Consider the following 23,614-nt stretch of genomic DNA (forward strand, 5'->3'; position numbering starts at 1 on the left):
GACCGTACCCACGGTCGCCTAAAAAAACCCCGCCGGCGCGCACGAGCGTGCCGGCCTAGTCGAGGAAGTGAGCCATGACCCGATCCTTGCGTTGCAGCGTTCCGTTTGCCCTGGCCCTGTTGAGCGGTGCCGTGTTTGCCGCCCCGCAGAACCTGACCGTCATCTCGTTTGGCGGCGCCACCAAGCAGGCACAGGAAAAGGCCTACTTCCAGCCATTCAATGCCAGCGGTGCGGGCACCGTGGTGGCAGGCGAGTACAACGGCGAGCTGTCGAAAATCAAGGCCATGGTCGACGTCGGCCACACCAGCTGGGATGTGGTCGAGGTCGAAAGCCCCGAGCTGTTGCGCGGCTGTGATGAAGGCCTGTTCGAGAAACTCGACCCGCAACGTTTCGGTGACCAGGCCAATTTTGTGCCCGGCACCTTCACCGAGTGCGGCGTGGCCACCTATGTATGGTCGATGGTGATGGCCTACGACCATGCCAAGCTGGCCAAGGGGCCGACCTCATGGGCGGACTTCTGGAACGTGAAGGACTTCCCCGGCAAGCGCGGCCTGCGCAAGGGCGCCAAGTACACCCTGGAGATCGCCTTGCTCGCCGACGGCGTCAAGCCCGATGAGTTGTACAAGGTGCTCGGCACCCCTGAAGGGGTGAGCCGCGCGTTCGCCAAGCTGGACCAGATCAAGTCCAACATCCAGTGGTGGGAAGCCGGGGCGCAACCTGCGCAGTGGTTGATTGCCGGTGATGTGGTGATGAGCGCGGCGTACAACGGGCGCATCGCGGCTGCACAGAAGGAGGGCATGAAGCTGAGCATCGTGTGGCCGCAAAGCCTGTTCGACCCTGAATACTGGGCGGTGGTGAAGGGTACGCCGAACAAGAAACTGGCCGAGGATTTCATTGCGTTCGCCAGCCAGCCACAGGCGCAGAAGGTGTTCTCGGAAAACATTCCGTATGGCCCGGTAAACAAGCAGACCCTGGGTTTGCTGCCAGCCGAAGTACAGAAGCAGTTGCCCACTGCCGAAGCCAACCTGGCCCAGGCGCGAGCAGTGGATGCAGCGTTCTGGGTTGACCATGGCGAGGAGCTGGAACAACGCTTCAATGCCTGGGCGGCGCGCTGATTCAAGCCAATATCCCACCCAGGCCATAGCCCCCGCTACTGATACTTCTGTCAGTAGCGGGCTGGTGTTGCTCACCGTTACTGTTTGCCTTGCCGTTGGGCAGACAGTGGGAGAGCGACATGAACACCTTGCGACATCCGCTGGCCCGGCCTGTCCGTACCGAACAAGCCCCCCTGGAACATCGAGACGCGCCGCCCGTATGCGCGTCACCAGCCCGCAATGGCAGCCAACGGCAACTCCTGAAGTGTGATCGACATGGGCAATCCTGCCAAAGGAGCCGGTGATGCCCATCCATCTTGCCACCCGAGCTTGTTGTTTGCTGGCAGCAGTATTGCTGACTGGCTGCATCCATCCGAGCCAGCAGTCGACGCCTCATGCGCCAGGCATCCAGGCGTCGAGCAGCGAGCTTTCCTCCGTCGACGCTTCGCCTGGCGAAGCCGCTGCGCGCGCACGTTGCACACGCTACTTCGAGTCGGGGCAGTGGAGCTACCGCTACGACCCAGGCATCCGCAAGAACGCCTGGACCCTGGAGCTCACGCCTACCTATTGCGGGCGACGCATCCACCAGGACGAAACCAACGCCGCCTACGCGGAACTGTACAAGCGCTACGGCAGTGACTGGCGCTGGCGCCTCGACAACGGGGGCGGCATGCGTCGTCAGTTGGTGTGCCACCTGGCCACCGCCCGCTACAAGAAAACCTGGAACCTGGAGCCTTTTCGACCCGATGTGTCCCATCGCGTATCGGTGGCTGCCGGTTGCAATCCGACGCCACGTTGACAGGCAGTTTCAGCACTGCAGCACAAGGAGTGGGCCATGAACAGGTTAAAGGTGTTGATGCTTCTGGGGTGCGTAGCAGCCAGTGCGCCGGGGTTGGCACAATGGGCGCCTGGCTCACCACGCAGCTCGCTGGAAGACGGCAACGCGACCGCAGCCGACCTCAGGTACAACTACAGCACAGGCAACACCCATTGCGGTGATTCAGGCAAACCGCCGTTTCTATGCAGCGGTATCCTGATGCGCGTCACCCAGCGGCCGAAGAACCCCGGGGCATTTCGCATCTGGGACCCTAGCCCGACCTCGGCGAGAAGTGGCGGAACGTCGTTCTCCTACATACGTTACGACGCAAGGTTCAGATCAGTGGCGTGGGGATTCAACGACGGTCTGATCATGTATCCCCAGGACCGCAGGCCAGCGGGCAAGGACCTGCTGATGGTGCAGTGCGCCTACAGCATGGATGGCTGGAACTGGTTCAGGAACACCCCCTGCGGCACCATGGTCTACGAGGGGGTTGTTTACCCACACAGTCGGTCATGCCAGAGCCAGGGCGTCACCACGCCACAACAATGGCTCGGGATCTGGAATCAACCCGCCAAGTACCCCTCGCTGAATCAATGCGCCTTCGACATGCGCAGGGGCGTTGCCAACAGTGCCGGTTACTTCATGCTCATGCTGCAGATGAAAAATATGCTCGGCGCAAATGGGTTCAACGAGCAGAACGAACTTGTTCTCACGACATGGCCGGCGGGTCGTGCCAGAACCCTGCCCATCCAGGCATTCTTCTACATGCCAGTGGGTGTGCCTGCCCACTGGCCAGCAGGGGTGCCGAACGGGCTGGCCGCTGCCAGGCTCAACCAGAAAGAATTCCGGGCCGACACCGGCATCATCGTGCCCATTGTGCGGCTGACGCCACCTGCCAACATCAATGATCACTTTCGCTTCGACTTTATCGTTGCCGATCAAGCCGAAACAGGGTCGACCGGGGTCGTGCCTCCGAAACCGGTGCCAGGCCGCTGCCCGCGCTACATAGACTCGGTGAAATGGGGCGCGATCAATGGCAACCAGTGGAGCCTGGAAATCAAGCCTTCCACCTGTACCCGCACTATCGCCGCAGACCAGACCGACCTGGCGTTCCAGGAGCTGCTGAACAAGGCCGGCAGTGACCGGCAGTGGAGCAACACCAACAGCATGCGTCGCCAGTTCGTCTGCCTGCTGACCACGTACCCAACCAAAGCATCCTGGTTCATCGAGCCGCATCGCCCTTATGTGTCCCACGAGGCGGCGGTGAAGGCCAACTGCAACCCCTAGGTTGTTGCAGACCACTTTATTGCGATCGAACACAGGTCGTGAGTTGTCGTTTTATTAACACCGGCTGAAACTAAGCACTCGGCAGGCAGACTCAATTACAGCGTGCAACGTGATACGAAGCGTTGCTGTGCCTGCCAGTGTAATAGGATAAAAAACAGTCAGGAGGACGCGCTGAAGTGCACTGTTAGTTTTGTCAGTTACGGATTTTTTTTTGCGCTCTTATGATCTTTTCCAGAGTGAAACGTCATGTATCACTCGACACGGAGAGTGCTGAAATGAAAAAATTCACTAGCAAACATTTATCCGTTGCTGCCTGTGTGCTGTGTTGCAGTCCACTGTTTAGTGCTGTTGCGCAAGAAGGCATCTATATAGACAGTGCTAGGTGGGAATTACGCGACAGCCCCCGAGCGAAACAGCCGATCTGGACACTCAGTATCATACCGACAGAAAAAGGCCGCTACATCGGTGAGCAAGAGTTCGCACAAGCCTTCGAAGAGCTTTCGAAAAACCACAGCCAGGACTGGCAATGGCGTACTTACGACCGTGGTGTCATGAAACAGCAATTCGACTGCCACGCACGTTATACAAAAGAAAAGCATGACTGGAACATCGAGCCTTTTCGCCCCTCTGTCCCCGATCAGGCACAACTTTGGGCACAGGGCTGCAACCCGATTGACCAGGAAAGCATCAATCGGCTCAACCAGATCGCGGCGGGCGATGAAAGTGGCAGTACGCTACTGGTCGGACAACGCACTGCGGAGAACATGACGAAGCGCTATTATGATAAGCGCGAGAACTGTGGCACCAGCAATCGACCCGCTTTTCTATGTAGCGGGATACTCATGAGGGTCGTGGACAGGGCTAAAATAAATCCGGTATGGAATACCAGTCGAACCTCACAGAAAGAGGGACACAGAGGCGTATCTTTTTCATACATGAGAACCGATACAAGGTTTGCGGCCCTGGCATGGCAGAACAACAGCGGTATTATTTTTTACCCGAAACTGTCGGCGCCAGCAGGAAAGTTGTACCCGGACGTGCTATGTGCGTTTCCTGTTGATGCCTGGGGCTGGCACAGGGCGGATGGGCCATGCGACAAACCGGAAAACACATGCCAGGCAAAAGGATACGTCACCGGAGCACAGTGGCTGGCTCACTTCAGGGAACCCGGCAAGCAGGAAGAAAAATGCGGGTTCGATGTCAGCAAAGATGCCAAAGGCAAAAATCCAGCCGCGAGCTTCATGGCGATCAGGGATGCGATGAAACTGCTCGGCAACGAACGCTTTGATGAGTGGAATGAACTGGTACTTTCCCCGTGGCAGCAAAATACGCCTGAAACCGTGCCCTTGGAAGCGTTTTTCTACACCGGCACGGGGGTTGAAGAAGCAAGGAAGAACCAGACGGATTTCTACGAGAAAACGGGTAGAGTCGTTCCGATTGTCAAAATTACCTTGCCTGAAAGTTACGACCGCAAAGACCCACCCGGCAAGGTCAACAGAAGCGAAGCCAGGTTCGATTTCTTTGCAGTGGATCAGGCCATTATTCGCGGCACCTCTGCGCCCTCTGCACGCTGTGCAAATTATTTCGACTCTGCCAACTGGATTACGCGTGGCACCATGGTTTCACTGTCGGTAGTGCCTTCGGCATGTGGTCGATATGTGGGGGATGCAGACCTCGATAACGCCATCGCCGAACTGATGCACAAACATGGTTTGGACAGCCAATGGACAGTCAACGATGGCGGTGGCATGCGGGCTCAACTGGAGTGCGTATCACGCTATGCCAGAGATTTTGCTCAGTGGAATCTTGAGCCGTTCCGGCCGAAGCTGTCCTCTGAAGAGACCCGGCTGGCCAGTTGCAACCCGAACTGAACTGATCGGCCCGCTTTCACGCCAGCCACAGCCTGAACTGCTCCTTGCAGTAATCCACGAACAACTGCGCAGGCTTGGTCAGCTGCGCACGTTTGAGCCAGGCGGCCACCAGTGCCGAACCGGTCACGTCTTCGGCGATATCCACGCACACCAGTGGCTGGCCGTCATAGCTGATGGTGGAACGTGGCCGCGTCACCAGCAGTGCGAAGCCGAAACCCTGGCCGACCATGCCGCGCACCATCTCGATAGAGGGCGAGCCGAACACGATGTTCGGGTTCAGGCCCAGTTCCTCGAAAATGCTCACGAAATAGGTACGGCTGGGTTGCACGTCCAGCAGGATCATCGGCTCAAGTACCAGGTCGCGCAGCGAGACCTGGGCCTGACCGGCGAAGCGATGGCCGGCAGGCAGCAGGGCGTAGGGCCTTTGCGGTGCGGTCAGCGGCTCGGTTTCGATGGTGCTGTCCAGGTCATGCTGGTAGAAGATCGCCAGGTCGAAGCGGCCGGCCGTCAGCCCCTGTACCAGCTCTTGCTGTTCGCCATCGCGCAGGCGAATTTCCACGCCCGGAAAGCGTTGGCGAAACCCGGCGATCAGCCGCGGCAGATAGAGTGGGGCGACGGTTTCGAAACAGCCGATGTCGATCTGCCCACTCACCACGTCGTTGTCCGCCAGGGCGTTCTGCTCGAACTCATGGGCCATGCGCAGCAGTTCCTGAGCCTTGCGGTAGAACCGCGCACCGCCCGGGGTCAGTGAAACCCCCTGGGCATGATGCCGAATCAGCAACTGTACGCCGAACCCGTCTTCGAGCCCCTTGATGGCCGTGGATATCGATGGCTGTGCGATGTACAGCTTGCGCGAGGCTTCGGCCACGCTGCCGCATTCGACCGTGGTGACGAAATATCTAAGCTGACGCAGGGTATAGGACGCCACGCAAACACCTCAGGTTGTAGTTTTTGCCTACCTTACCGCGTGCTGGCCTTGCGTGCCCCGCAGGTTGCAGCGGATTTTGCGGGGCACAGAGCATATTTTTCCTTCGCTGGCGGGTACGCGGCCCCTGACCATTGATCGGCTGGCTGGCACCTACCACGTCCAGGGGCCTCGAAAAACTGCAGGGCCCGCATTTGTCGGACCACGACCTGAGGTGACCGCCATGGCTATCGATCCACGCCCGCAGGATGACCCCCTGTGGAAGGACCCGCTCAACGACCCCCGACGCGAACACGACCCGGTGACTGACCCGAACGTGCGTGGCGACGACGATCGCCGCGAACACCCTAACGACGTCGAGGGCATTCCCGACACCAACCCGTCAGTGCCCGAACCTGACGAGCCGACGCCACTGTCGGATGAACGACGCTGAACCTGTACCGGAGGACGCCAAGCATGATTCATGACCCGCGCAACCGCGAGCCCGTTGCTGAAGACCAGCCACAACCGCTGCCGCAAACCTGGAAACGCCCGGACGATGGCAAGAGCCTGCCTGAACGCGATGTGGAGGTGCCGTTGCAGGATGCCGGACGCCCGGACGAAGGAGGGCAGGAGCAGAGCAATACACCCGAACCTCACAAGGAAAACCCCTACAGCCCTGACTTCAAGCCACAACGTGAGCGCAAGCCGCGCACTGATGCCGATATCGATACCGACGGTGGCTAGCACGCGATTTTGTGCTGCGATGATTTTAACGAACCGTTGAAAATTAAACTTTATGTTGATATTTTCTCGGTTCGTTTTTTCTTGTGGTGCGCTCGATGGCCCTCGATACAACCCCTGAACGCCAGCTGGTGCTGGGCGTACTGCACGCAACGGTGCAGATGCTTGGCACTGTGCTGGGACGCACCACCGAGGTGGTCCTGCACGACCTGACCCGGCCGGAACATTCGGTGATTGCCATTGCCAACGGGCATGTCAGTGGGCGTCAGATCGGCAGCCCGGTACTGGCCGGGCCTCGTGAAGACCAGGGGTTCAATGCGGTGCTGCAGGCCCTGCGCGACAAGGGCAGCCATACCCCGGTGGTGGTGGGCAACTATCCGAGCCTGGGCCGCGACGGCAAGACCCTGCGCAGTGCCACGGCGGTGTTCCGCGACGCCTTGGGCGAGCCCTATGCCAGCCTGTGCGTGAACACCGACTTCAGTGGCATCGCCGCCGCCCAGGCATGCCTGGAACAGCTGCTGCCCGGCACCGAGGCAGCCCCCGGCGAGCCCACCGAGAACCAACCCGACCTCGAGCAGTTGATGGCGCAGATCATTGATGCCGCCCTGCACGACGCACGCAGCCAGGGCCGGCGTATCGCCAAGGCGCAGAAGCTCGAGGCGGTGCGCCAGATGCACGATGGCGGACTGTTCATCGTCAAGGGCGCCGTCGAGAAAGCTGCCGCCGCACTCGGGGTGACACGCTACACCATCTACAACTACCTCGATGAAATCCGCAACCGCTGAGCAAGCGTTGAAATTCAATCGATCGTCGAACTGGCCTGACCTGGAGCCTGGTATGTCCCTGCATCTCGAAACCCCTTTGGTACCTTCGCGCCCGCTCAGCCTGGCCAGCGGCCAGGACGTGTGGCTCAAGCTCGACGCCCTGCAGCCCTGTGGCTCGTTCAAGCTGCGTGGCGTGGGCCTGGCTTGCCAGGCCTATGCCAGGCAAGGCAAGCGCCGCTTCGTGTCCTCGTCGGGGGGCAACGCCGGTATTGCGGTGGCCTATGCGGGCCGCTGCCTGGGCTTGCCGGTGACCGTGGTGGTGCCGCAAACCACCACCGAGCGCGCCAGGCAGCTGATTCGCCAGGAGGACGCCGAGGTCATCGTGCACGGCAGCGCCTGGCACGAGGCCAATGCCTATGCGCAATCGCTGCTCACCGACGACGCGGCCTTCATCCACCCCTTCGACGATCCGCTGCTATGGCAAGGCCATGCCAGCCTGATCGACGAGGTGGTCATCAGTGGGTTCAAGCCCGATGCGATCGTGCTCTCGGTGGGCGGGGGCGGCCTGTTGGCCGGGGTGTGCGAGGGGTTGGCGCGTAACGACTGGGCCGACGTGCCGGTATTTGCCGTGGAGACCGACGGCGCCGCCTCGCTGGCTGCCGCGATGGCCAGCAAGGCCCCGACGGCCCTGCCCGCAGTGACCAGCGTGGCGACCTCGCTGGGGGCCAAGCAGGTATGCCAGCAGGCCTTCGAACTCAGCCAGCAACGGCCGATTCACAGCCATGTGGTGACTGACGCTCAGGCGCTGGATGCCTGCGAACGCTTTCTGCTCGACCACCGTATCCTGGTGGAGCCGGCCTGTGGTGCAGCGCTGGCGCTGGCCTATGCACCGAGTGAGGCACTCAAGGCATATCAGTCGGTGCTGGTGGTGGTGTGCGGCGGGGTGACGGCCACCCACGAACAGATCCGCGAGTGGCGCGCCAGTTGCTGAAGCGGGTCAGTCCGACGCCAGCTCGAATACCTGCCAGCGTACCGAACTGACGCCTTTCTCAAGGCTCACCCGGCTGGCCAGGTGCTCGAGCTGCGAGGGCGCCTGCGGGTCGCCCATCAACTCGGCCCGCACCTCCAGCTTGGCCGGGTTGGGCAGGTCTTCACTGTGCAGCGATTGCAGGCGCAGGCCGCTGCTACCAAAGCTGTGCAGCATCAGGCTGCGTACCTGGATCTCGTCTTCGGCGCGGCATACGATGCGCACCTCGTAACGCTGCTCGGCCTCGCTGGCCGGTAACACATCCTGCTGGTTCAGCCGCTGGGCGATGTCACGCAGCAGGATGTTGGCGCATAGAACCATCAGGCTGCCCAGGCTCGCCTCAAGCAGTAACCCCAGGCTGCACAGCACACCGACGGCGGCGGTACACCACAGCGTGGCAGCGGTGTTCAGGCCGCGCACGTTCATGCCGTCGCGCATGATCACGCCACCGCCCAGAAAACCGATGCCCGAGACCACATAGGCCGCCACCCGCGAAGCGTCGGCCGGGAGCATGCCCGGTACGGCCTGGGTCACCAGCACGAACAGGCAGGCGCCGGTGCTCACCAGCGCATTGGTGCGCAGCCCGGTGAGGCGCTGACGCAGTTGACGTTCAGCGCCGATCAGCGCCCCCAGTACCAGCGCGACAGCCACGCGCAGCAAGAATACTTTCCAATCCATGAACCACCTCAAGGCACCGGCAGACAGCCGGCGTCAGCGCACTTGTGCGCGTAAAGATTTCGGGGATGGCAACGGGTACGAGCAGCCGACACACCTCGTCACGATGAGGGGTGTCAAGCGGGGAGGGGAAATGAAGATGCGTCATCCCGCCAGGGATGCGGATCGCCACTGACCACCGTGTTCGGCGAGCAGTGGCAGAAGGGTCTGCTGGACTAGCTCGCCGGCTGTACCTGTCGCAATCGACTAGGGCAACTGTCCAATGCAGGACTCCTGTGCAGGCTTGCAAAAATGCGGGCGTGAAACTAACGCCGCGGGCAGGGCAGGTCAAGTGCTATTTGTGCACGGCCGTACGGCAGCCTGCGAGCGAATTTACCTTTTGTCCGAACTGATATTTTTGTCAGGTAACAGGTCTATGCGCAGTGTTCAATACTGGCATCAGTGCAACAGTTACTGCACCTGTTCCTGATCACGTCCATCGATCACTCAGGTAACGAACATCCACTCCATGTTGGCTTGGAAAGCGGAACCCCGCAGGTCGCACCAAACGGGTGTTGTCCGGAGCAGCATTGAGCCAAAGGTTGTCAAGGAGCGACGCACGTGCCCGCCAATACAGTCACTCAACGACTTCGCGCCGGGGGGCTTTATACCCAGGCCAGCAACTCCTTGAGCCACGTCAGCACCGGCGTCGACCCACGCACGGGTCAGTTCACCCTTGGCTGCAGCTTGCCCGGCTTGCAGGCCAACGACCTGGCCGGACCGGTGATCAGCCCTTCACTGCACTTCAGCCCGCTGAACTCGCACAGCGACTATGGTTTCGGCTTCGGCTGGTCGTTGTCGTTCTCACAACTGGACTTCAACAGCGATCAACTGACGATCAACACGGGAGACAGCTTCAAGCTCGACCTCGATCGCTCGGACTTCGCCTGTGATGGCCTGCTGGTTTTTCTGGATCAGAAGCTGTGCACCTTCCAGGTGTTTGCCGATGACAAGGCCGGCAGGCGATTTCGCATCGAATACAAGGACGGGATAACCGAGTATCTCGAAGTACAGGACCGCAGCGGCATGGCGCTGCTGGTGGAGGTGTGCTCGGCAGAGGGACGTCGGGCGTATCTTGAGTGGCTGTCAGGTAACGGCCCCTATCTGCTGTACCGGGTATGGGACGAGCAACGCACGCTTCTGGACGTCGAGTGGAGGCGTGGCGAGGTGTTATTCAACATGTTCCCGAGCTCGAAACAGGCTACGACCATCACCTTGAGCCTGAACAACAACAAGCTTAGCGAGCTGATCCTGCCTGACGGCGACAGCCGCTGGACATTCAAGTACAAGGCTGACGCCGCCAGCGGGTTGCTGTTCCCGGAGTGGGTAGAGGGTCCCTTGGGCGGGCTCGACGAGGTTACTTATGCCAGCGGTGCTGCGGGGCACAAGCTGCCGCCTGGAGCGCCGCTGGCTTACCTGCCGCGAGTGCTATGGCATCGCCACGATCCTGGGGCTGGGCAGCCGGCGACCTACAGGGCCTACACCTGGATCGGCAGCCACAACTTTCTGGGTTTCGGGGGCGGCCCGCATGGTTGGCAGGACGGTCGGGACAACCTCTATCTGAATGAGCGCTATGAGTACAGCTGCGTCGAGACATTGAGCGACGAGCAGGGCGTGGCGCTTGTAAGCGTGGAGCGAACCTGGAACCGCTTTCATCTGCAGACCCGAGAGCTGACGACACGCGGTGGCAACAGGGTCGAGGTACAGACCGTGTATGGCGAGAACAAGGACGTGGGCTGGGAGGATCAGCCAGCCTGGTGTCAACTCCCCGTGGCCACCGTGCTGCGTTATGAGGCAGACGGCAAGTGGCGGCAAGAGCATACCCAGGTCGAGTATGACGCCTATGCCAATATCCTCTGCCAACACCACGCCGATGGAAGGATCGAGCAACGTGAGTATTACCCAGCAGGGGGTGCGCCCGGCTGCCCGGACGACGGCAGCGGGTTTGTGCGGTGGCTCAAGCGTCATACATTAACGGCCCCGTCACCGGGGGGCGAGGTGCCTGCCCACATCGCCCACACCGACTATCTCTACACCTTGCTGACCAAGCGGCGAGCGCAGGACCGACAACATCTGGTGCTTGCCTGTGAGTCCGCCTACACGGTTGTCGACGCGGTCGAGATTGCCTTGGGGCACACGACCCAGACCGTCGTACAGTTGATCGACAGCCCGTTTCATGGGTTACCTGCTCAGAGCACAACAGTTATAAACGGTTACGCCTGCACCACCGATTTTTTTCGGACCTTGGCGGATGAGGAGCTGGTAGAGACTCAATGTTTTACCAGCCACGACGGCCTGTTCACCGAGTGCAGCACCGCGCGCTGCTCCAGCTCCGGCCTGACGCTACGTCGACAAAATATCAATGGCGTAGTGACTGCCTACGAATACGATGCAGTAGGCCGGATGGTGAGGCGAACGGACAACGCCGGCAATGCCTATGAGGTCAGCTCGCAGTGCAACTATGGGCCAATGTCGACACAGGCGATGGCTGAGGAGGTGGACACCGAGGGGCGCATAAAACGCATCGTTTTCGATGGTGATGGCCGTGTTGTCAGCGAGGCGCTGCAAGACACCGAAAGCGACGGGGCGCCGCTACGCGATATCCTTCAGGTGACTTATGACATTTACGGCAATGTTGCCCGTCGTACCACGCTGGATTGGCTCCCCAATGCGATCGAACCCATAAGCACCACCACGACGTATTACACCGATGATTGGGGAAATGTACACCTCACCGTGCGACCTGATGGCGTGCAAGAGCACAATCAGCACGACCCTGTAGCGTTGCGGCGTACCTCCTGGCTCACGAGTGCTGCGGGGGAGCACGGCCCTGAAACCACGCTGTTCCATAACCAGGCCGGCGCTGTCTCGCGCGTCGAGCTGCGCGCCCCCCGCAGTGGCAACAGCGAGAGGGGGACGTTGCAGAAAACCGAGTCCTGGACACTCGACGCATTGCAGCGACCACTTTCCCATACGCTGGAAAGCGCTGATGCCCCGCCCCTGGTGACCCATACCGTCTACGACAGCATTGGACGCGTCAGCAGGCTCGTATTGGCAGACGGCAATGTGGTCGAATGGACCTATGCCGCGCATACCGACGGCGAGAGCGTGGTCAAGCTGGTGCTGTGGGTCGGCGGCAGCCCTACCGTGCTGGGCGAGCAAACCTTCGATGGGCTGACCCGCCCCGTGACCCGCCGTTTTGGTGGGCAGCAGGAAAGGCTGCACTACCGGCTGTCGCAGACACCGCCCTGCGCACTTGAGCGTGCGGATGGCAGCCAGACGCACTACACCTACGAGCCCCTGCTCAATGACCAACTGACGGGCACCCACTTTCCGGACAGTGGCCTGGGTGGTAGCTATACCTACAGCACGCCGCACGCACGCATGACCCAGGCCGAGGGCAACCTGGGCCGGCTGCACTGGAGTTACTCGCCTACCGGCAGGCTCATGGCCGAACATTGGGAGGTGGGTGGCGAATGCCATACTTTGTCCTGGTCCCGCACCTTGGGCGGGCGGCGGCTGCTGTTCAAGCCTCCCCACGGCGAGCCCCAGCGCGACAGCTATGACCACCTGGGCCGGCTTTGCGCATGCAGTACCGACAGCGTGCAGGTAAGTGTCGAATACGATGCGTTCGGGCGCATCAGCCAGACCTGTACGAGCGACCTGCACACCCATCGGACACAGCAACAGACTGTGCTCTATGACGCCATGGGGCGGGAGTCGACGCGCCAATGGCGGTGTCGTAGCGACGCCGGCGAACGCAGCTTTGTTCAAACCCTCGGCTGGAATGCACACGACCAGGTCAGCATGCGCCGCTGGGAATCACTTGATAACGACGCTGCCACGTTGTCGAGGGAGGAACACTACGCCTACGACGCGCGCGGGCGCCTGGTCGAAACGACCTGCCAAGGCCCCGAAAGCGTGATCGACCCGCGAACCGGGCTGGTTATTTGTCGTCAGTCGTTTGTCTTTAATGCGCTGGATGGGTATGAGCACGTAGACACCGAGTATGAAGGCGGGCAACACAACCGCATGTGCTTTTTCTATGACACAAGCCTGGCGCAGGACCGCCCGATCAGCGTTACACACAGCTGGCCCAGGCCTCTGACCATCGACCTTGAGTACGATGCCTGCGGCCGCCTGATCAACGAGGTGCACGATGGCCAGCCATGGCGCCAGTTATGGTGGGATGCGCAAGGACACCTGACCCGGCGAGCAGACACAATCAGCACTTGCGACTATCAGTATGATCCGCTGGGAAGACTGGTTCAGACCACCGTGGAAAACCATGTCAGGCGCCGTTTCTACGATGGCTCGCTGGTCATCAACGAAGAGGCAGACGGTCAACGGATCCAGCTGCATCGTAACGGGCCGGCCATCTTTGCCCAAAGCACGTTGAGCCAGACCGTACGTGAAGTGATTCTGACTGCCTGCGACGGGCAGCGCAGCGTACGCATCGAGACGGCTGCGAACAACGTACTGATTGGCTACAGCGCCCACGGGCTGGACAGTGGCAACGCCCAGAGTTGCATCGGCTATGCCGGTGAATACCGTGATGCTCAGAGTGTGCTCTACATGCCGGGCAGCAATCGCCCCTACGACCCTCAGTTGATGATGTTCCTGAGCCCCGACAGTGAAAGCCCGTTCGGCGCGGGTGGTCTGAACCGTTATGCCTATTGTGCGGGTGACCCGGTCAACCGCATCGATCCGGATGGTCACAGTTTCTGGAGCTGGGTTGGCGCGGCCGTGGGCGTTGTGGCCGGTTTGGCGGCAGTCGTGGCAACGGCGGGCCTGCTGGCAGGCCCGATGGCAGTTGCCCTGGGCGGCGCTATGGTGGGGGGAGGGGCAACATCTGCAGCGGTAGCGGGGGGGTTGGTCACCGGTGCGGTGATGGCGGTAATGGGTTCTGCCGCTGGCGCCATGGCGGTTACCAGTGCAGTGCTTGAAACGATATCCATGGGGGCCGGGGTCGCAGAAGCCGCGCTGGAGCAATCAGACAATGAAAGCGCTTCGCGCCTGTTGGGTTGGGTGTCGATGGGGTCGGGCATTGCAGCTGCGGGCACGAGCGCACTGGCCTCAGCCGCCCAGGGCTCGAGCAAACTCAATCGGCTTGCAGGTCGCTGGCGCGATAGCATGTTGAGGCAGGCTGACACCACGCCTAGAACCCCCGCACATTTCTCGCCGATTCCAGCCAAAGTCAATCTTTCGCTAAGAAACGGCGCCCCTGCAAAATGGCATGCGGTCACTCAGCAAGGTTCCTCCGGAACCCACTATGTGTTTGGTGCCAGCACCGCGATCACAGGGGAAGATCTGGCTGAGCCCATAGGTATTCTGGAGCGAACGGCCACGTTGACCAAACGCAAGGTCGTACTCGTCACAGGTGGGCATGGAAACCGCTACGGCGATAACTGGAACAGCGCTGGCAAACGCCTCGACAAGCTCGACGACAGGCGGTTTATCAACCGTGACAGCGCCAAGTACGCGGGCACCACAATCGGTGGGCGGGACGTTGAAATCCGCGATGTGATGGAAATGGATGACGTGTCGTTCGGCAAGCTGGTCAGCAGCCAGGAAAGCCACGTCATCCTGGCTTACTGCTTCGGGCGCAATGACGAAGCATTGCGCTATTACCGAAAACTGGCCCCCCTCACAAGTTATGTAAAAGAGCTCGATCTACCAATGTCTTTCACACTGGATTGAAACCTGCATCGTTGACTGCAACTTGCTCGGCTTGCAGGGCAGCGACCTGACCGGACCGGTGATCACCAGCAAATAAATGAGTGCGAGGCGGGTGGCACACGAAACGTTCAATCGATGTGCCCAGCAGGCATACACGTTTTACACTTTGCAACTGGCAATATTATCAGTCTAAAAAACAGGTACTCGGAATGAACTTGTTTAACTAATGACTTGACCCGGGCGGCAGCAACTTTACACTATAAATTCCACTCCGACAGACAAAGGGCATCATCGTGAAAATCCATTTCTCTCGCGCCCGTACTGTTTTAACGCTTTTCGTACTATTGATTGTGCTCTCGATGGTTATCGTCCTGATCATGAGAAATTACACAAAAAGTCCTCCTGTAGCACAAGGCATTCCAATATTGCACTTGTACAAGAAAAACAGCGGAGAATGCACGATTGTGATGACCGTCGGTATGCATCGCTTCGCCAACAACAGTTGTGACAATGATGAAATGTATAACTTCGCCGTTGAAAACCCTCGGGATGGCGTAAAGTTCGGCATTTACAATGCAGGGCACTGCAATTCGGATGAATCCTATTCGCACTATAAAATTCTCAACCCAATCTATGGCAAGATGACTGCAAAAATAAGTGTTTCAAGGGCCCATTATGTCGCTATTGGCCAGGAGGTAACCCGGGGCATCATCTCCGAAGGCTACAAGGATGGGCAGTTGGAGGGCAAGGTGTCCTGCGTCTATGTATCAGCCGATGGATATAACCTCCCTCACCAGTAACCTTTCCACTCTACTGCAGGAAGCGCCATCATGAGCCACGTTACAGACACTACAGTTGCAAGTTTGAGTTATTTCCTGATCGAGGCAGATGCCTTCAGAGGACAGCAGAATGCCACAGCGCATCTGTTCGCGAATGGTCGTCAAAAATCAAAAGTGATCATAACCTTACAAGCCCGTAACCAGTATGGCGAAGTGGTACTGCTACCGGTTGGCAGCCTCGAGATAATTCCGTACACCACCGCGCCCGGGGGTTGGGTTTCTGGGACGCAGCCACCCGAAACCGGGATATTGCCTTATGATGAAGGCACCGTCAGAAGTGGCAAGACGTCAGAAAAAAAACATACTGACAGCACTGACTATCAGACCTTTGTACGCTATATACATCTGGACCCCAGTGTTGCTGGGCGCACGGTGTTCAAGTTTGCAGCCAGGATCAGAGTGCAAAGCAGAGTCTGGACTACCAACAATCTTGATGTCCCGTATGGCGGCCAAGGCGAAGGAGGGCGCTTCAATAGCAGCGTTCAGATCGAGGCTGTAGAACCAACGCAATACAGAGTGGGGAACGGGTTGGTCGTATCTTCACCGCTTGTGGTTTTTGAGGGCACCTCCCCAGAGGCCCAAGGGCGGTCGGCACGTGTCGAAAATACTTACGTTTCGTTGCAGAACCCACGTACCGGCAAGGTCGTGAAGATTCACAGCACAGAACAACCACCTATCTATCAATCGTCGCTCCACTTGAACAAGGCAACCGTTATTGTACCCCCCAACAGCACGAGAGCGACCCCCGCGATCACGGGCCCGCTCGAACTCGTTCTTGCCTACTCTAATCTTCTCGTATCCATAAAACACCCGCGTGACGCGATCTGTATCGCGGTGGGCATGATCGCCTATTTCAACGAGGTGGTGGGACCGCGCCAGCAAAGATACACCTACGGCTGGGATGTTTATGGCAACCGCTTCGATCTGTCGGTGTACCTGCGTTCCGATGATCCGAATGCAAGCGACCTGGCACCGTGGGGCTATACCTTGACCGTTGAAGGCGTACCTCCCCGATCATTCACGTCGTTTGTACCTTCGCGCGCTGCGCCACCACTGGGTAACTGGTTGTCGCAGATGCGTATGCGACTAGGCTCGCCAACGGGAAACCTTTACCCGAATCTGCGCCAGCAGGTGGAAGTTGTAGTGGAAATAGAGCCACGCACCAATCAGGACGTTTCCCAGCAAGAGCTGGACAGCCTGTGCCTGCTGCTACGCAGCGATGACGGTACCTACACTGCGCTGCAGTGCGAGGATAATGGGGAAGCCCAGTGGTTCTACAAGACGGTACGTAACGCGTACAGCTACTACCCAGGCACGTCAGCAGCGGCCAGCGAGCATGCCGCTTCAGAGGGCGCAGCCCTTGCCGTCTACACTCGCCGGTTCTACGTGCATTCCCGTGCCCTTGCGGGCACCAATGTCACCCTTTGGGCGGGCATCACCCGTATACAGGGCGGTGAAGAGTACTTCTACGTCACGGACGGCAGCGAAACCAATTTCGACGAGCACGTCGATATCAGCACAATGCCCATCCCGTTGTTCGGCCTTGACGACTACAGCTTTGAGCGGGAACTGGTAGGCGGTGAGGGAAATTCCGATCTTTTCATCTGGGAATATGTGCTGGGCACCTGGGTGGCCTTGCGCGCCGTGGAGCCTACGGGTTTCGGGATGATCCAGTGGGCCGTGCGTTCGCCCAGTGACACACGGGCCTCACACGTCGGCTACGCCGCCCCGGGCCAACGCGAGGTGTCCTATAACCCTCTGATCGAGCTGGGCGACGACTTCAGGCCAGTAGCCCAAGTGTCAAGGATACGCCCGCAGAGCGTCGTGGTGGTACTCCAGGGGGGCAACAACATACCGTTTCACAGCCAGTCCTCCCGAGAGCAAGGTGGCCCGCGCCCGCTGCTGTTCGTTGACGCGTATGGCAACGACCACACCTTGATGATCCATTACGCCGATACCTCTGCGTCCGGTTCACGCAGCCTGCGGCTGTCGCTGGCAACGGGTACCGAAAGCCGGAGCGCCACGGATGACGAGGTTTGACGACATTACCCAGCGCCTGCGCGCTGGCGCGCTTTACACCCAGGCCAGTAATTTTCTGAGCCATGTAAGCACCGGCGTGGACCCCAGAACCAGCCAGTTAACGCTGGCTTGCGAGCTGCCGGCACTGCACGCCAACCACCTTGCCGGGCCGGTCATTCAACCTGTGCTGCATTTCAGCCCACTGGGCTCGCACACCGACAGCGGGTATGGCCTCGGCTGGACGCTCGGGTTGTCCATGCTCGATTTCAATACCGGTCAGCTACGGATCAATTCGGGCGACACGTTCAAGTTCGATAGCGACCGTTCGGATTTGAGCAAGGGCGGGCAACTGGTGTTCGAAGACCAGAAGCTGTGTTCGTTCGAGGTGTTCACCGTTGACGACAGGGCTCGCTGCTTTCGCATCGACTACAAGGATGGCGTCTGCGAGTACCTCGAGGTCCAGGATAACAGTGGCATGGCCATGCTCAAGCAGATCGTTTCTGCCCAGGGGCGCCGCGCGTACCTTGAATGGCTTGCAGGCAGTGGCCCCTACCTGCTGTGGACCATCCGCGATGAGCAGCGTCTGTTGCTGGACGTCCAGCATGGCAGGGATGAAACCCGCTTCGTGATGTTTCCGGGTTCTGACAGCACCACAGTCGTCACGCTGCTGCGAAGTGACCGGCTCAATGAGCTGGTCCTGCCTGATGGCGGCAACCGCTGGGCCTTCACCTATTGGCAGGATCCGCAAAGCCGATTGCTGTTCCCGAGCAAGGTGCTGGGGCCGCTGGGCAGCACGGACGAAGTCGATTACGCCACGGGGAACAATGGGCTTCGGCTGCCACAGGGCGCGCCGCTGGCCTCTCTGCCCAGGGTGTCCACGCATCGGCACGACCCCGGTGCGGCCCAGCCGGTGGCCTACACCACCTACGCCTTGATCGGCTCGAACAACTGCTTTGGCTACGGGGGTGTCTCGGCAGGTGAATGGGCAGACGGCAAGGACAACCTCTATCTTCTGCCACGTTATGACTATGGATGCCTGCAGACCCTGCACGACGAACAGGGGCGCAAGGTGCAAAGTGTCGAATACACCTGGAATCACTATCACCTGCAGACGCAGAAGTTGACCGTGCGCGGCGAGTGCAGGGTTTGCCAGCAGAGCGTGTACGCAGACGACCCTGCAGTGGGTTGGGACGACCAGCCGGCCTGGTGTCAGCTGCCGATTGCCAGCATTACCCGCTATGAAACCGGCAACCAGTCCAGGGAGGAACGCGACACGTGCGAATACGATGCCTATGGCAATGTACTGAACCAGCGATTCGCCGATGGTCGCAGCGAAAGCCGCGAATACTATCCGCTGGGTGGCGCGCAGGGCTGCCCGGATGACGGGGGAAGGTTCGTGCGCTGGCTCAAGCGTTTCACCACTACTGCCCCGGCACCCGATGCACGGTCAGCGGGACATGTGGCACACACCGACTATGCGTACATCAGGCTGCACAAGCGCCAGGCAGAGGATCGACAGCACCTGGTGCTGGACAGCGAAGTGGCTCGGGATGCGACTGATAGCGGGGAAGTTGAAACGGCCAGAATCCTCCAGCGTGTCGAGCAGGCAGCAGACAGCCCGTTCCATGGCCTACCGATATCCAGTGTCACGCTCTACAACGGCTACGCCGCCACCACGAATTTCCTGCGCACCTTCGAAGGCCCGTTGCTGTGCGAAACCCAGCAGCGGATCAGCCATGACCAACTGGTGATCAGCTCATCGACCCTGCGCCACGTGCTGACGGGCCTGACCATCGAGGAACGCAACGAACACGGTACCGTGACCCGTTTTGACCACGACGCACTGGGCCGCACCGTACGCCGCATAGAAAGCGCAAACACGCCGTATGCGACCAGCACCCACTGTGCCTACCAGCTGGTTGGCCTGCAGCGTGATCGAACGGTGTACGTCGAGCAGACCGACAGCAACGGCCAGCGCCTGCGTGTGGAGCTGGATGGTCAGGGACGCCCGGTGCGCGAACTGCTCGAGTTTCTGGACAGCCCCGGCGCCCCCTTGCGTGAAGTGCGCCGAGTGACCTACGACGTACAGGGCAATGTCACCAGTGAGACCTCGCAGGACTGGGCGGCCGCCCAGAACACCCCGTTTTGTAGCAGTACGGTGCTCACCGCCTACGATGACTGGGGCTCCGTATGCCGGGTGCAGCATGCCGACGGCACGGTGGACCATACAAAGCATGACCCCATCCAGCGTACCCAAGTGTCCTGGCAGCAGAGCGCCACCGGGGAGCAAGGGCCTCGCACCACGCTGTACCTGAATGCACGCGGCAGTGTCGAACGTGTCGAACTGCATGAGCCTGGGGGTGGCCCGTTGTTGCGCCGTGAACGCTGGACACTCGATGCGCTGCAGCGTCCGGTAGCCCATACGATAGAGACGCCCGATGGCGAGCAGCGCACCACGTCCACCGTCTACGACCGTGACGGGCGGGTCGCGCAGCGTACGCTGCAAGACCACAGCCGCGTGAAATGGAGCTTCGCCCCCCACAGCGATGGCGATGCCATTGCAACCCTTTCGCTATGCACCGCGACCCGCGAGACGCTGTTGCTCAAGCAGACGTTCGATGGCCTGGATCGCCCGCTGACGCGCGATTGCGGCGGGCAGCAGGAAACCCTCGCGTATGTGCCGGGGCAGATTCCTCCCGATGCACTCACACGCTCCCACGGCAGTGTCACGCACTTCGGCTATGAACCCGAGCTGGATTATCAGCTCAAGCGCATCGCCCGACCGAGCGAGAACAGTGAAAGCACCTTCACCTACAGCCTGCCCCACGGTCGCCTTACCCGGGCCACCGGCGGGCTGGGGCAGATAACTTGGGATTTCACCGCCTCGGGTGTGACCCGTGCCGAGCACTGGCACCATGCAGGACAGACCCATACCTGCGGCTGGCAGTATTCGTTGAACGGTCGCGTGCTGTCGTTTGCCGATGTACACGGCCAGATGACTTACTGCACCTACGATGCCGTGGGGCGCATCAGTGGCCAGCACTGCGGCCCGCTGGCCTTGCAACTGGGCTACGACGCATTCGGTCGGTTGGCGCAGACACTCACCACCGACGGCCAGCACGGCCAGTCCCAGCAGCAGACCCTGGCCTACGACCTCCTGGGCCGTGAGTGCACCCGGACATGGGTGTGCCATGGTATCTCGGGTATGCAGCGCTTTCGCCAGCGCTTGAGCTGGACCCAGCAGGATCAGGTGGCGACACGCACGTGGGAATTGCTGGAGGGGGAGCAGGCCTCCTTGTTGAGCGAAGAGCAGTACCGCTATGACGTGCGCAATCGCCTGGTCGAAACCTCCACGCAAGGGTCTGATCTGGTCACCGACCCTCGTACCGGGCAGCGAATTCGGCGCCAGACGTTCTGTTTCAATGCGCTCGACGGTTATGAACAGATCGACACCGAGTACGAGAATGGTCAATGCAACCGCATGACGTTCACCTACGACAGCGATGTGGCCGCAGATCGTCCAGTGCAGATCACCCACAGCTGGCCGCAGGCACTGGTCATCGACCTTGAATACGACGCCGCTGGTCAACTGACAAGGGAGCGACATGACGGACAACTGTGGCGGGCATTGTACTGGGACAGCCAGGGGCACCTGACGCGCCGGGAGGACCGCACCAGTACCTGCGACTATGCGTATGACCCGCTGGGCCGCCTGGTCGAGACCCGCGTCAATGGCACCATGAGTCAGCGTTTTTATGACGGCCAGCGTATGGTCAACGAGCATAGCGACCAGGGCTGGTTGACCTTGATGCGTGCCGGCAGCACCGTGTTCGCCCAGACCCTGCTGAGCCAGGCGGTGCGCACGGTTGTGATCGGCGCCAGCGATGGGCAAGGCAGCGTGCGGGTTGAAACCGGCGACAGCAGTTGCTTTGTGGGTTACAGCGCACATGGCCTGGACAACGGCACCGCGCAAAGCCGGGTGGGCTACGCCGGTGAGGTGCGCGAAACCGACAGCCTGTTGTACATGCCCGGCAGCAACCGTCCTTACGACCCGTGCCTGTTCATGTTCCTCAGCCCTGACAGTGCAAGCCCGGACGGCGCGGGCGGCTTGAACCGCTATGCGTATTGCAGCGGCGACCCGGTCAACCGGGTTGACCCGGATGGGCATGCGTGGTGGAACTGGGTAGTGGCTGGTATCGGGCTGGTGCTGGGAGCGGTTGCAGTGGTAGCGACTGCCGGCACTGCAGCGCCTGCAATAGGTGCGGCATACACAGCTTTGCTCGGTGCCGGTGCGAGTACTGCAGGTGCTGCGGCAGGCGCTGTCGCGGCGGTGGCCACCACGTCGATTGCAGGAGCCGTATCGGTAGCAGCGGTAGCGGTTGAAGCCATTGCCCTGGGTACCGGAGTTGCATCGGTGGCGCTTGAAGCCAGTGGCAACGAAAAGGCTGCGGGCATTCTGGGCTGGATATCGTTCGGAACAGGCCTGGCTTCGTTAGGTATGTCGATTGGGTCGTCTGCGGCAAAAGCTGCCTCGAAGGCCAAAAAGCTACCAGGCATATTGCGTCAAAAGCTCATGTTCCGAACGGGCGCGTCGGCTCCGAGCGAGTTTGCCACCCTTGGCAATGTGGTGGAGGAGTCAGTCTCAAAAGCCCGAAGCTCCCCCTGGAAAATCATCACCGAGCGCCCGACAAGCAACGCCAGCGACCGCAGATTCATCATTGCCGCCGACCGCCGGGTGAACAGTCTGGAGGTCAACGACGCATTGAAGTACATCGTCGGTAAAGAGCCGCAACGTGACATTGTCGTGATGGGGGGAAACCATGGAAACCCACAAGGCCGCAACTGGAATGTCCAGCGCATACGAAGGAACTCGTTGTCTGTGCCTGATATGTTCGAGGCTCAGTCGGCCCTCTACAATGGCAGCTACAAAAGTCGGGTCAGGGTGGTCGACCTGGCGAACATGCGAACCAGTGAATTTAGAACCTACCTCGAAAACACGGATGTACACGTTGTGCTGGGGTACTGCTTCAGCCGAAATGACCAAGCTCTGCGGTACTTCAAGAACCTGGAGCCGGTGGTGAGCTATGTGCCCTGATCTGCCATCGGCTGAGCTCGCCCACGCAAGTACGGTAACAGTCGTTCGGTCTCACACCTCACCACTGAGTAGCATTCACAGCTCAACTGCTCCAGTCGTGGCCGATCGAGCACCTTGATATGCCCGCGGCTGTACTCGATCACCCCCAGGCGCTGCAGCTTGCCGGCCGCATCGGTGACGCCTTCGCGGCGCACGCCCAGCATGTTGGCGATCAGCTCCTGGGTCATGTTCAGCTCGTTACCGGTCAGGCGGTCCAGCGACAGCAGCAGCCAGCGGCACAACTGCTGATCGATCGAGTGGTGGCGATTGCACACGGCGGTCTGTGCCATCTGGGTGATCAGCGACTGGGTGTAGCGCAACATCAGCAGCAACAGCTCGCCATGGCGGTCGAACTCGTCCTTGAGCCGCTGGCCCGGCAAGCGCCAGGCAAGCCCGGCACTTTGCACCACGGCACGGTTGGAGGTGCTTTCGCCGCCCATGAACACCGCAATGCCCACCAGCCCCTCATTGCCCACCACGCAGATCTCCGCCGAGGCGCCGTTTTCCATGACGTACAGCAGCGAAACGATGGCATCGGTGGGAAAGTACACATGCGTCAGCCTGTCGCCTGGCTCGTAGATCACCTTGCCCAGCGGCAAGGCAACCTGCTCAAGGTGCGGCAGCAGCCGCTCGCGTACCGGGTCGGGCAGGGCGGCGAGCAGATGGTTCTGCCCGCTGGCTGGATCATGGGACATGGGGCCGGCATCCATAGGGTAAG

At 60.3% G+C, this 23,614-nt stretch carries 15 protein-coding genes; 12 read left to right on the forward strand and 3 right to left on the reverse strand.

Annotated elements, in window-relative coordinates:
- Positions 1–74: 74 nt before the first annotated feature.
- The 4 genes from V9K84_RS08370 to V9K84_RS08385 all read left to right on the forward strand — a co-directional run bounded on the left by V9K84_RS08370 (position 75) and on the right by V9K84_RS08385 (position 5,072).
- Positions 75–1,115: an ABC transporter substrate-binding protein gene (locus V9K84_RS08370; RefSeq protein WP_088514915.1), complete on the forward strand. Its 1,041-nt coding sequence runs from the start codon at positions 75–77 to the stop codon at positions 1,113–1,115.
- A gap of 283 nt (positions 1,116–1,398) precedes the next feature.
- A complete protein-coding gene (locus V9K84_RS08375; protein ID WP_088514914.1) occupies positions 1,399–1,893 on the forward strand; it encodes a DUF2599 domain-containing protein in 495 nt (164 codons plus the stop codon).
- Between the two features lie 36 nt (positions 1,894–1,929).
- Positions 1,930–3,201 carry a DUF2599 domain-containing protein gene (locus V9K84_RS08380; RefSeq protein ID WP_088514913.1) on the forward strand — a complete coding sequence of 424 codons (1,272 nt, stop codon included), beginning with the start codon at positions 1,930–1,932 and terminating at the stop codon, positions 3,199–3,201.
- Positions 3,202–3,476: 275 nt separating this feature from the next.
- The gene (locus tag V9K84_RS08385) at positions 3,477–5,072 is read left to right on the forward strand and encodes a DUF2599 domain-containing protein (protein WP_168186841.1); all 1,596 of its coding nucleotides are present in this window, start codon (positions 3,477–3,479) and stop codon (positions 5,070–5,072) included.
- 16 nt (positions 5,073–5,088) lie between these two features.
- Here the strand turns inward: V9K84_RS08385 and V9K84_RS08390 are convergent, their stop codons facing one another.
- Positions 5,089–6,000 (reverse strand): LysR substrate-binding domain-containing protein, encoded by a 912-nt coding sequence (locus V9K84_RS08390; RefSeq protein WP_043862783.1) that lies wholly within the window; start codon positions 5,998–6,000, stop codon positions 5,089–5,091.
- A gap of 220 nt (positions 6,001–6,220) precedes the next feature.
- Between V9K84_RS08390 and V9K84_RS08395 the strand changes: the two genes are divergently transcribed.
- From V9K84_RS08395 to V9K84_RS08410, 4 genes are all read left to right on the forward strand, one after another.
- Positions 6,221–6,430 carry a hypothetical protein gene (locus V9K84_RS08395; RefSeq protein ID WP_043862784.1) on the forward strand — a complete coding sequence of 70 codons (210 nt, stop codon included), beginning with the start codon at positions 6,221–6,223 and terminating at the stop codon, positions 6,428–6,430.
- A 23-nt stretch (positions 6,431–6,453) separates the two neighbouring features.
- Positions 6,454–6,723, forward strand: coding sequence for a hypothetical protein (locus V9K84_RS08400; RefSeq protein ID WP_043862785.1), 270 nt, complete (start codon positions 6,454–6,456; stop codon positions 6,721–6,723).
- 95 nt (positions 6,724–6,818) lie between these two features.
- Positions 6,819–7,505: a PAS domain-containing protein gene (locus tag V9K84_RS08405; RefSeq protein WP_088514911.1), complete on the forward strand. Its 687-nt coding sequence runs from the start codon at positions 6,819–6,821 to the stop codon at positions 7,503–7,505.
- Between the two features lie 52 nt (positions 7,506–7,557).
- Positions 7,558–8,475: a pyridoxal-phosphate dependent enzyme gene (locus V9K84_RS08410; RefSeq protein ID WP_054914512.1), complete on the forward strand. Its 918-nt coding sequence runs from the start codon at positions 7,558–7,560 to the stop codon at positions 8,473–8,475.
- Positions 8,476–8,481: 6 nt separating this feature from the next.
- On the opposite strand, the gene V9K84_RS08415 is transcribed toward V9K84_RS08410, so the two are convergent.
- Entirely contained in the window at positions 8,482–9,189 is a 708-nt protein-coding gene (locus V9K84_RS08415) for an MgtC/SapB family protein (RefSeq protein WP_043862787.1), read from the reverse strand.
- 597 nt (positions 9,190–9,786) lie between these two features.
- Here V9K84_RS08415 and V9K84_RS08420 point away from each other — a divergent pair.
- The 4 genes from V9K84_RS08420 (at position 9,787) to V9K84_RS08435 (ending at position 22,857) form a co-directional block, all read left to right on the forward strand.
- Entirely contained in the window at positions 9,787–14,925 is a 5,139-nt protein-coding gene (locus tag V9K84_RS08420; protein WP_088514910.1) for an RHS repeat-associated core domain-containing protein, read from the forward strand.
- Positions 14,926–15,197: 272 nt separating this feature from the next.
- Complete coding sequence (locus V9K84_RS08425) at positions 15,198–15,704, forward strand: hypothetical protein (protein WP_143516641.1); 507 nt, start codon at positions 15,198–15,200, stop codon at positions 15,702–15,704.
- A gap of 30 nt (positions 15,705–15,734) precedes the next feature.
- Positions 15,735–17,783 (forward strand): hypothetical protein, encoded by a 2,049-nt coding sequence (locus V9K84_RS08430; protein ID WP_088514908.1) that lies wholly within the window; start codon positions 15,735–15,737, stop codon positions 17,781–17,783.
- Positions 17,770–22,857 (forward strand): RHS repeat-associated core domain-containing protein, encoded by a 5,088-nt coding sequence (locus tag V9K84_RS08435; protein WP_088514907.1) that lies wholly within the window; start codon positions 17,770–17,772, stop codon positions 22,855–22,857. Before V9K84_RS08430 ends, V9K84_RS08435 begins: the two co-directional genes overlap by 14 nt.
- Here V9K84_RS08435 and V9K84_RS08440 read toward each other — a convergent pair.
- Positions 22,845–23,591, reverse strand: a complete 747-nt coding sequence (locus V9K84_RS08440; protein ID WP_088514906.1) for a Crp/Fnr family transcriptional regulator — start codon at positions 23,589–23,591, stop codon at positions 22,845–22,847. The genes V9K84_RS08435 and V9K84_RS08440 overlap by 13 nt on opposite strands.
- Positions 23,592–23,614: the final 23 nt, after the last annotated feature.

The organism is Pseudomonas sp. AE27 (genome assembly GCF_037113495.1).
Taxonomy (GTDB): domain Bacteria; phylum Pseudomonadota; class Gammaproteobacteria; order Pseudomonadales; family Pseudomonadaceae; genus Aquipseudomonas; species Aquipseudomonas palmensis.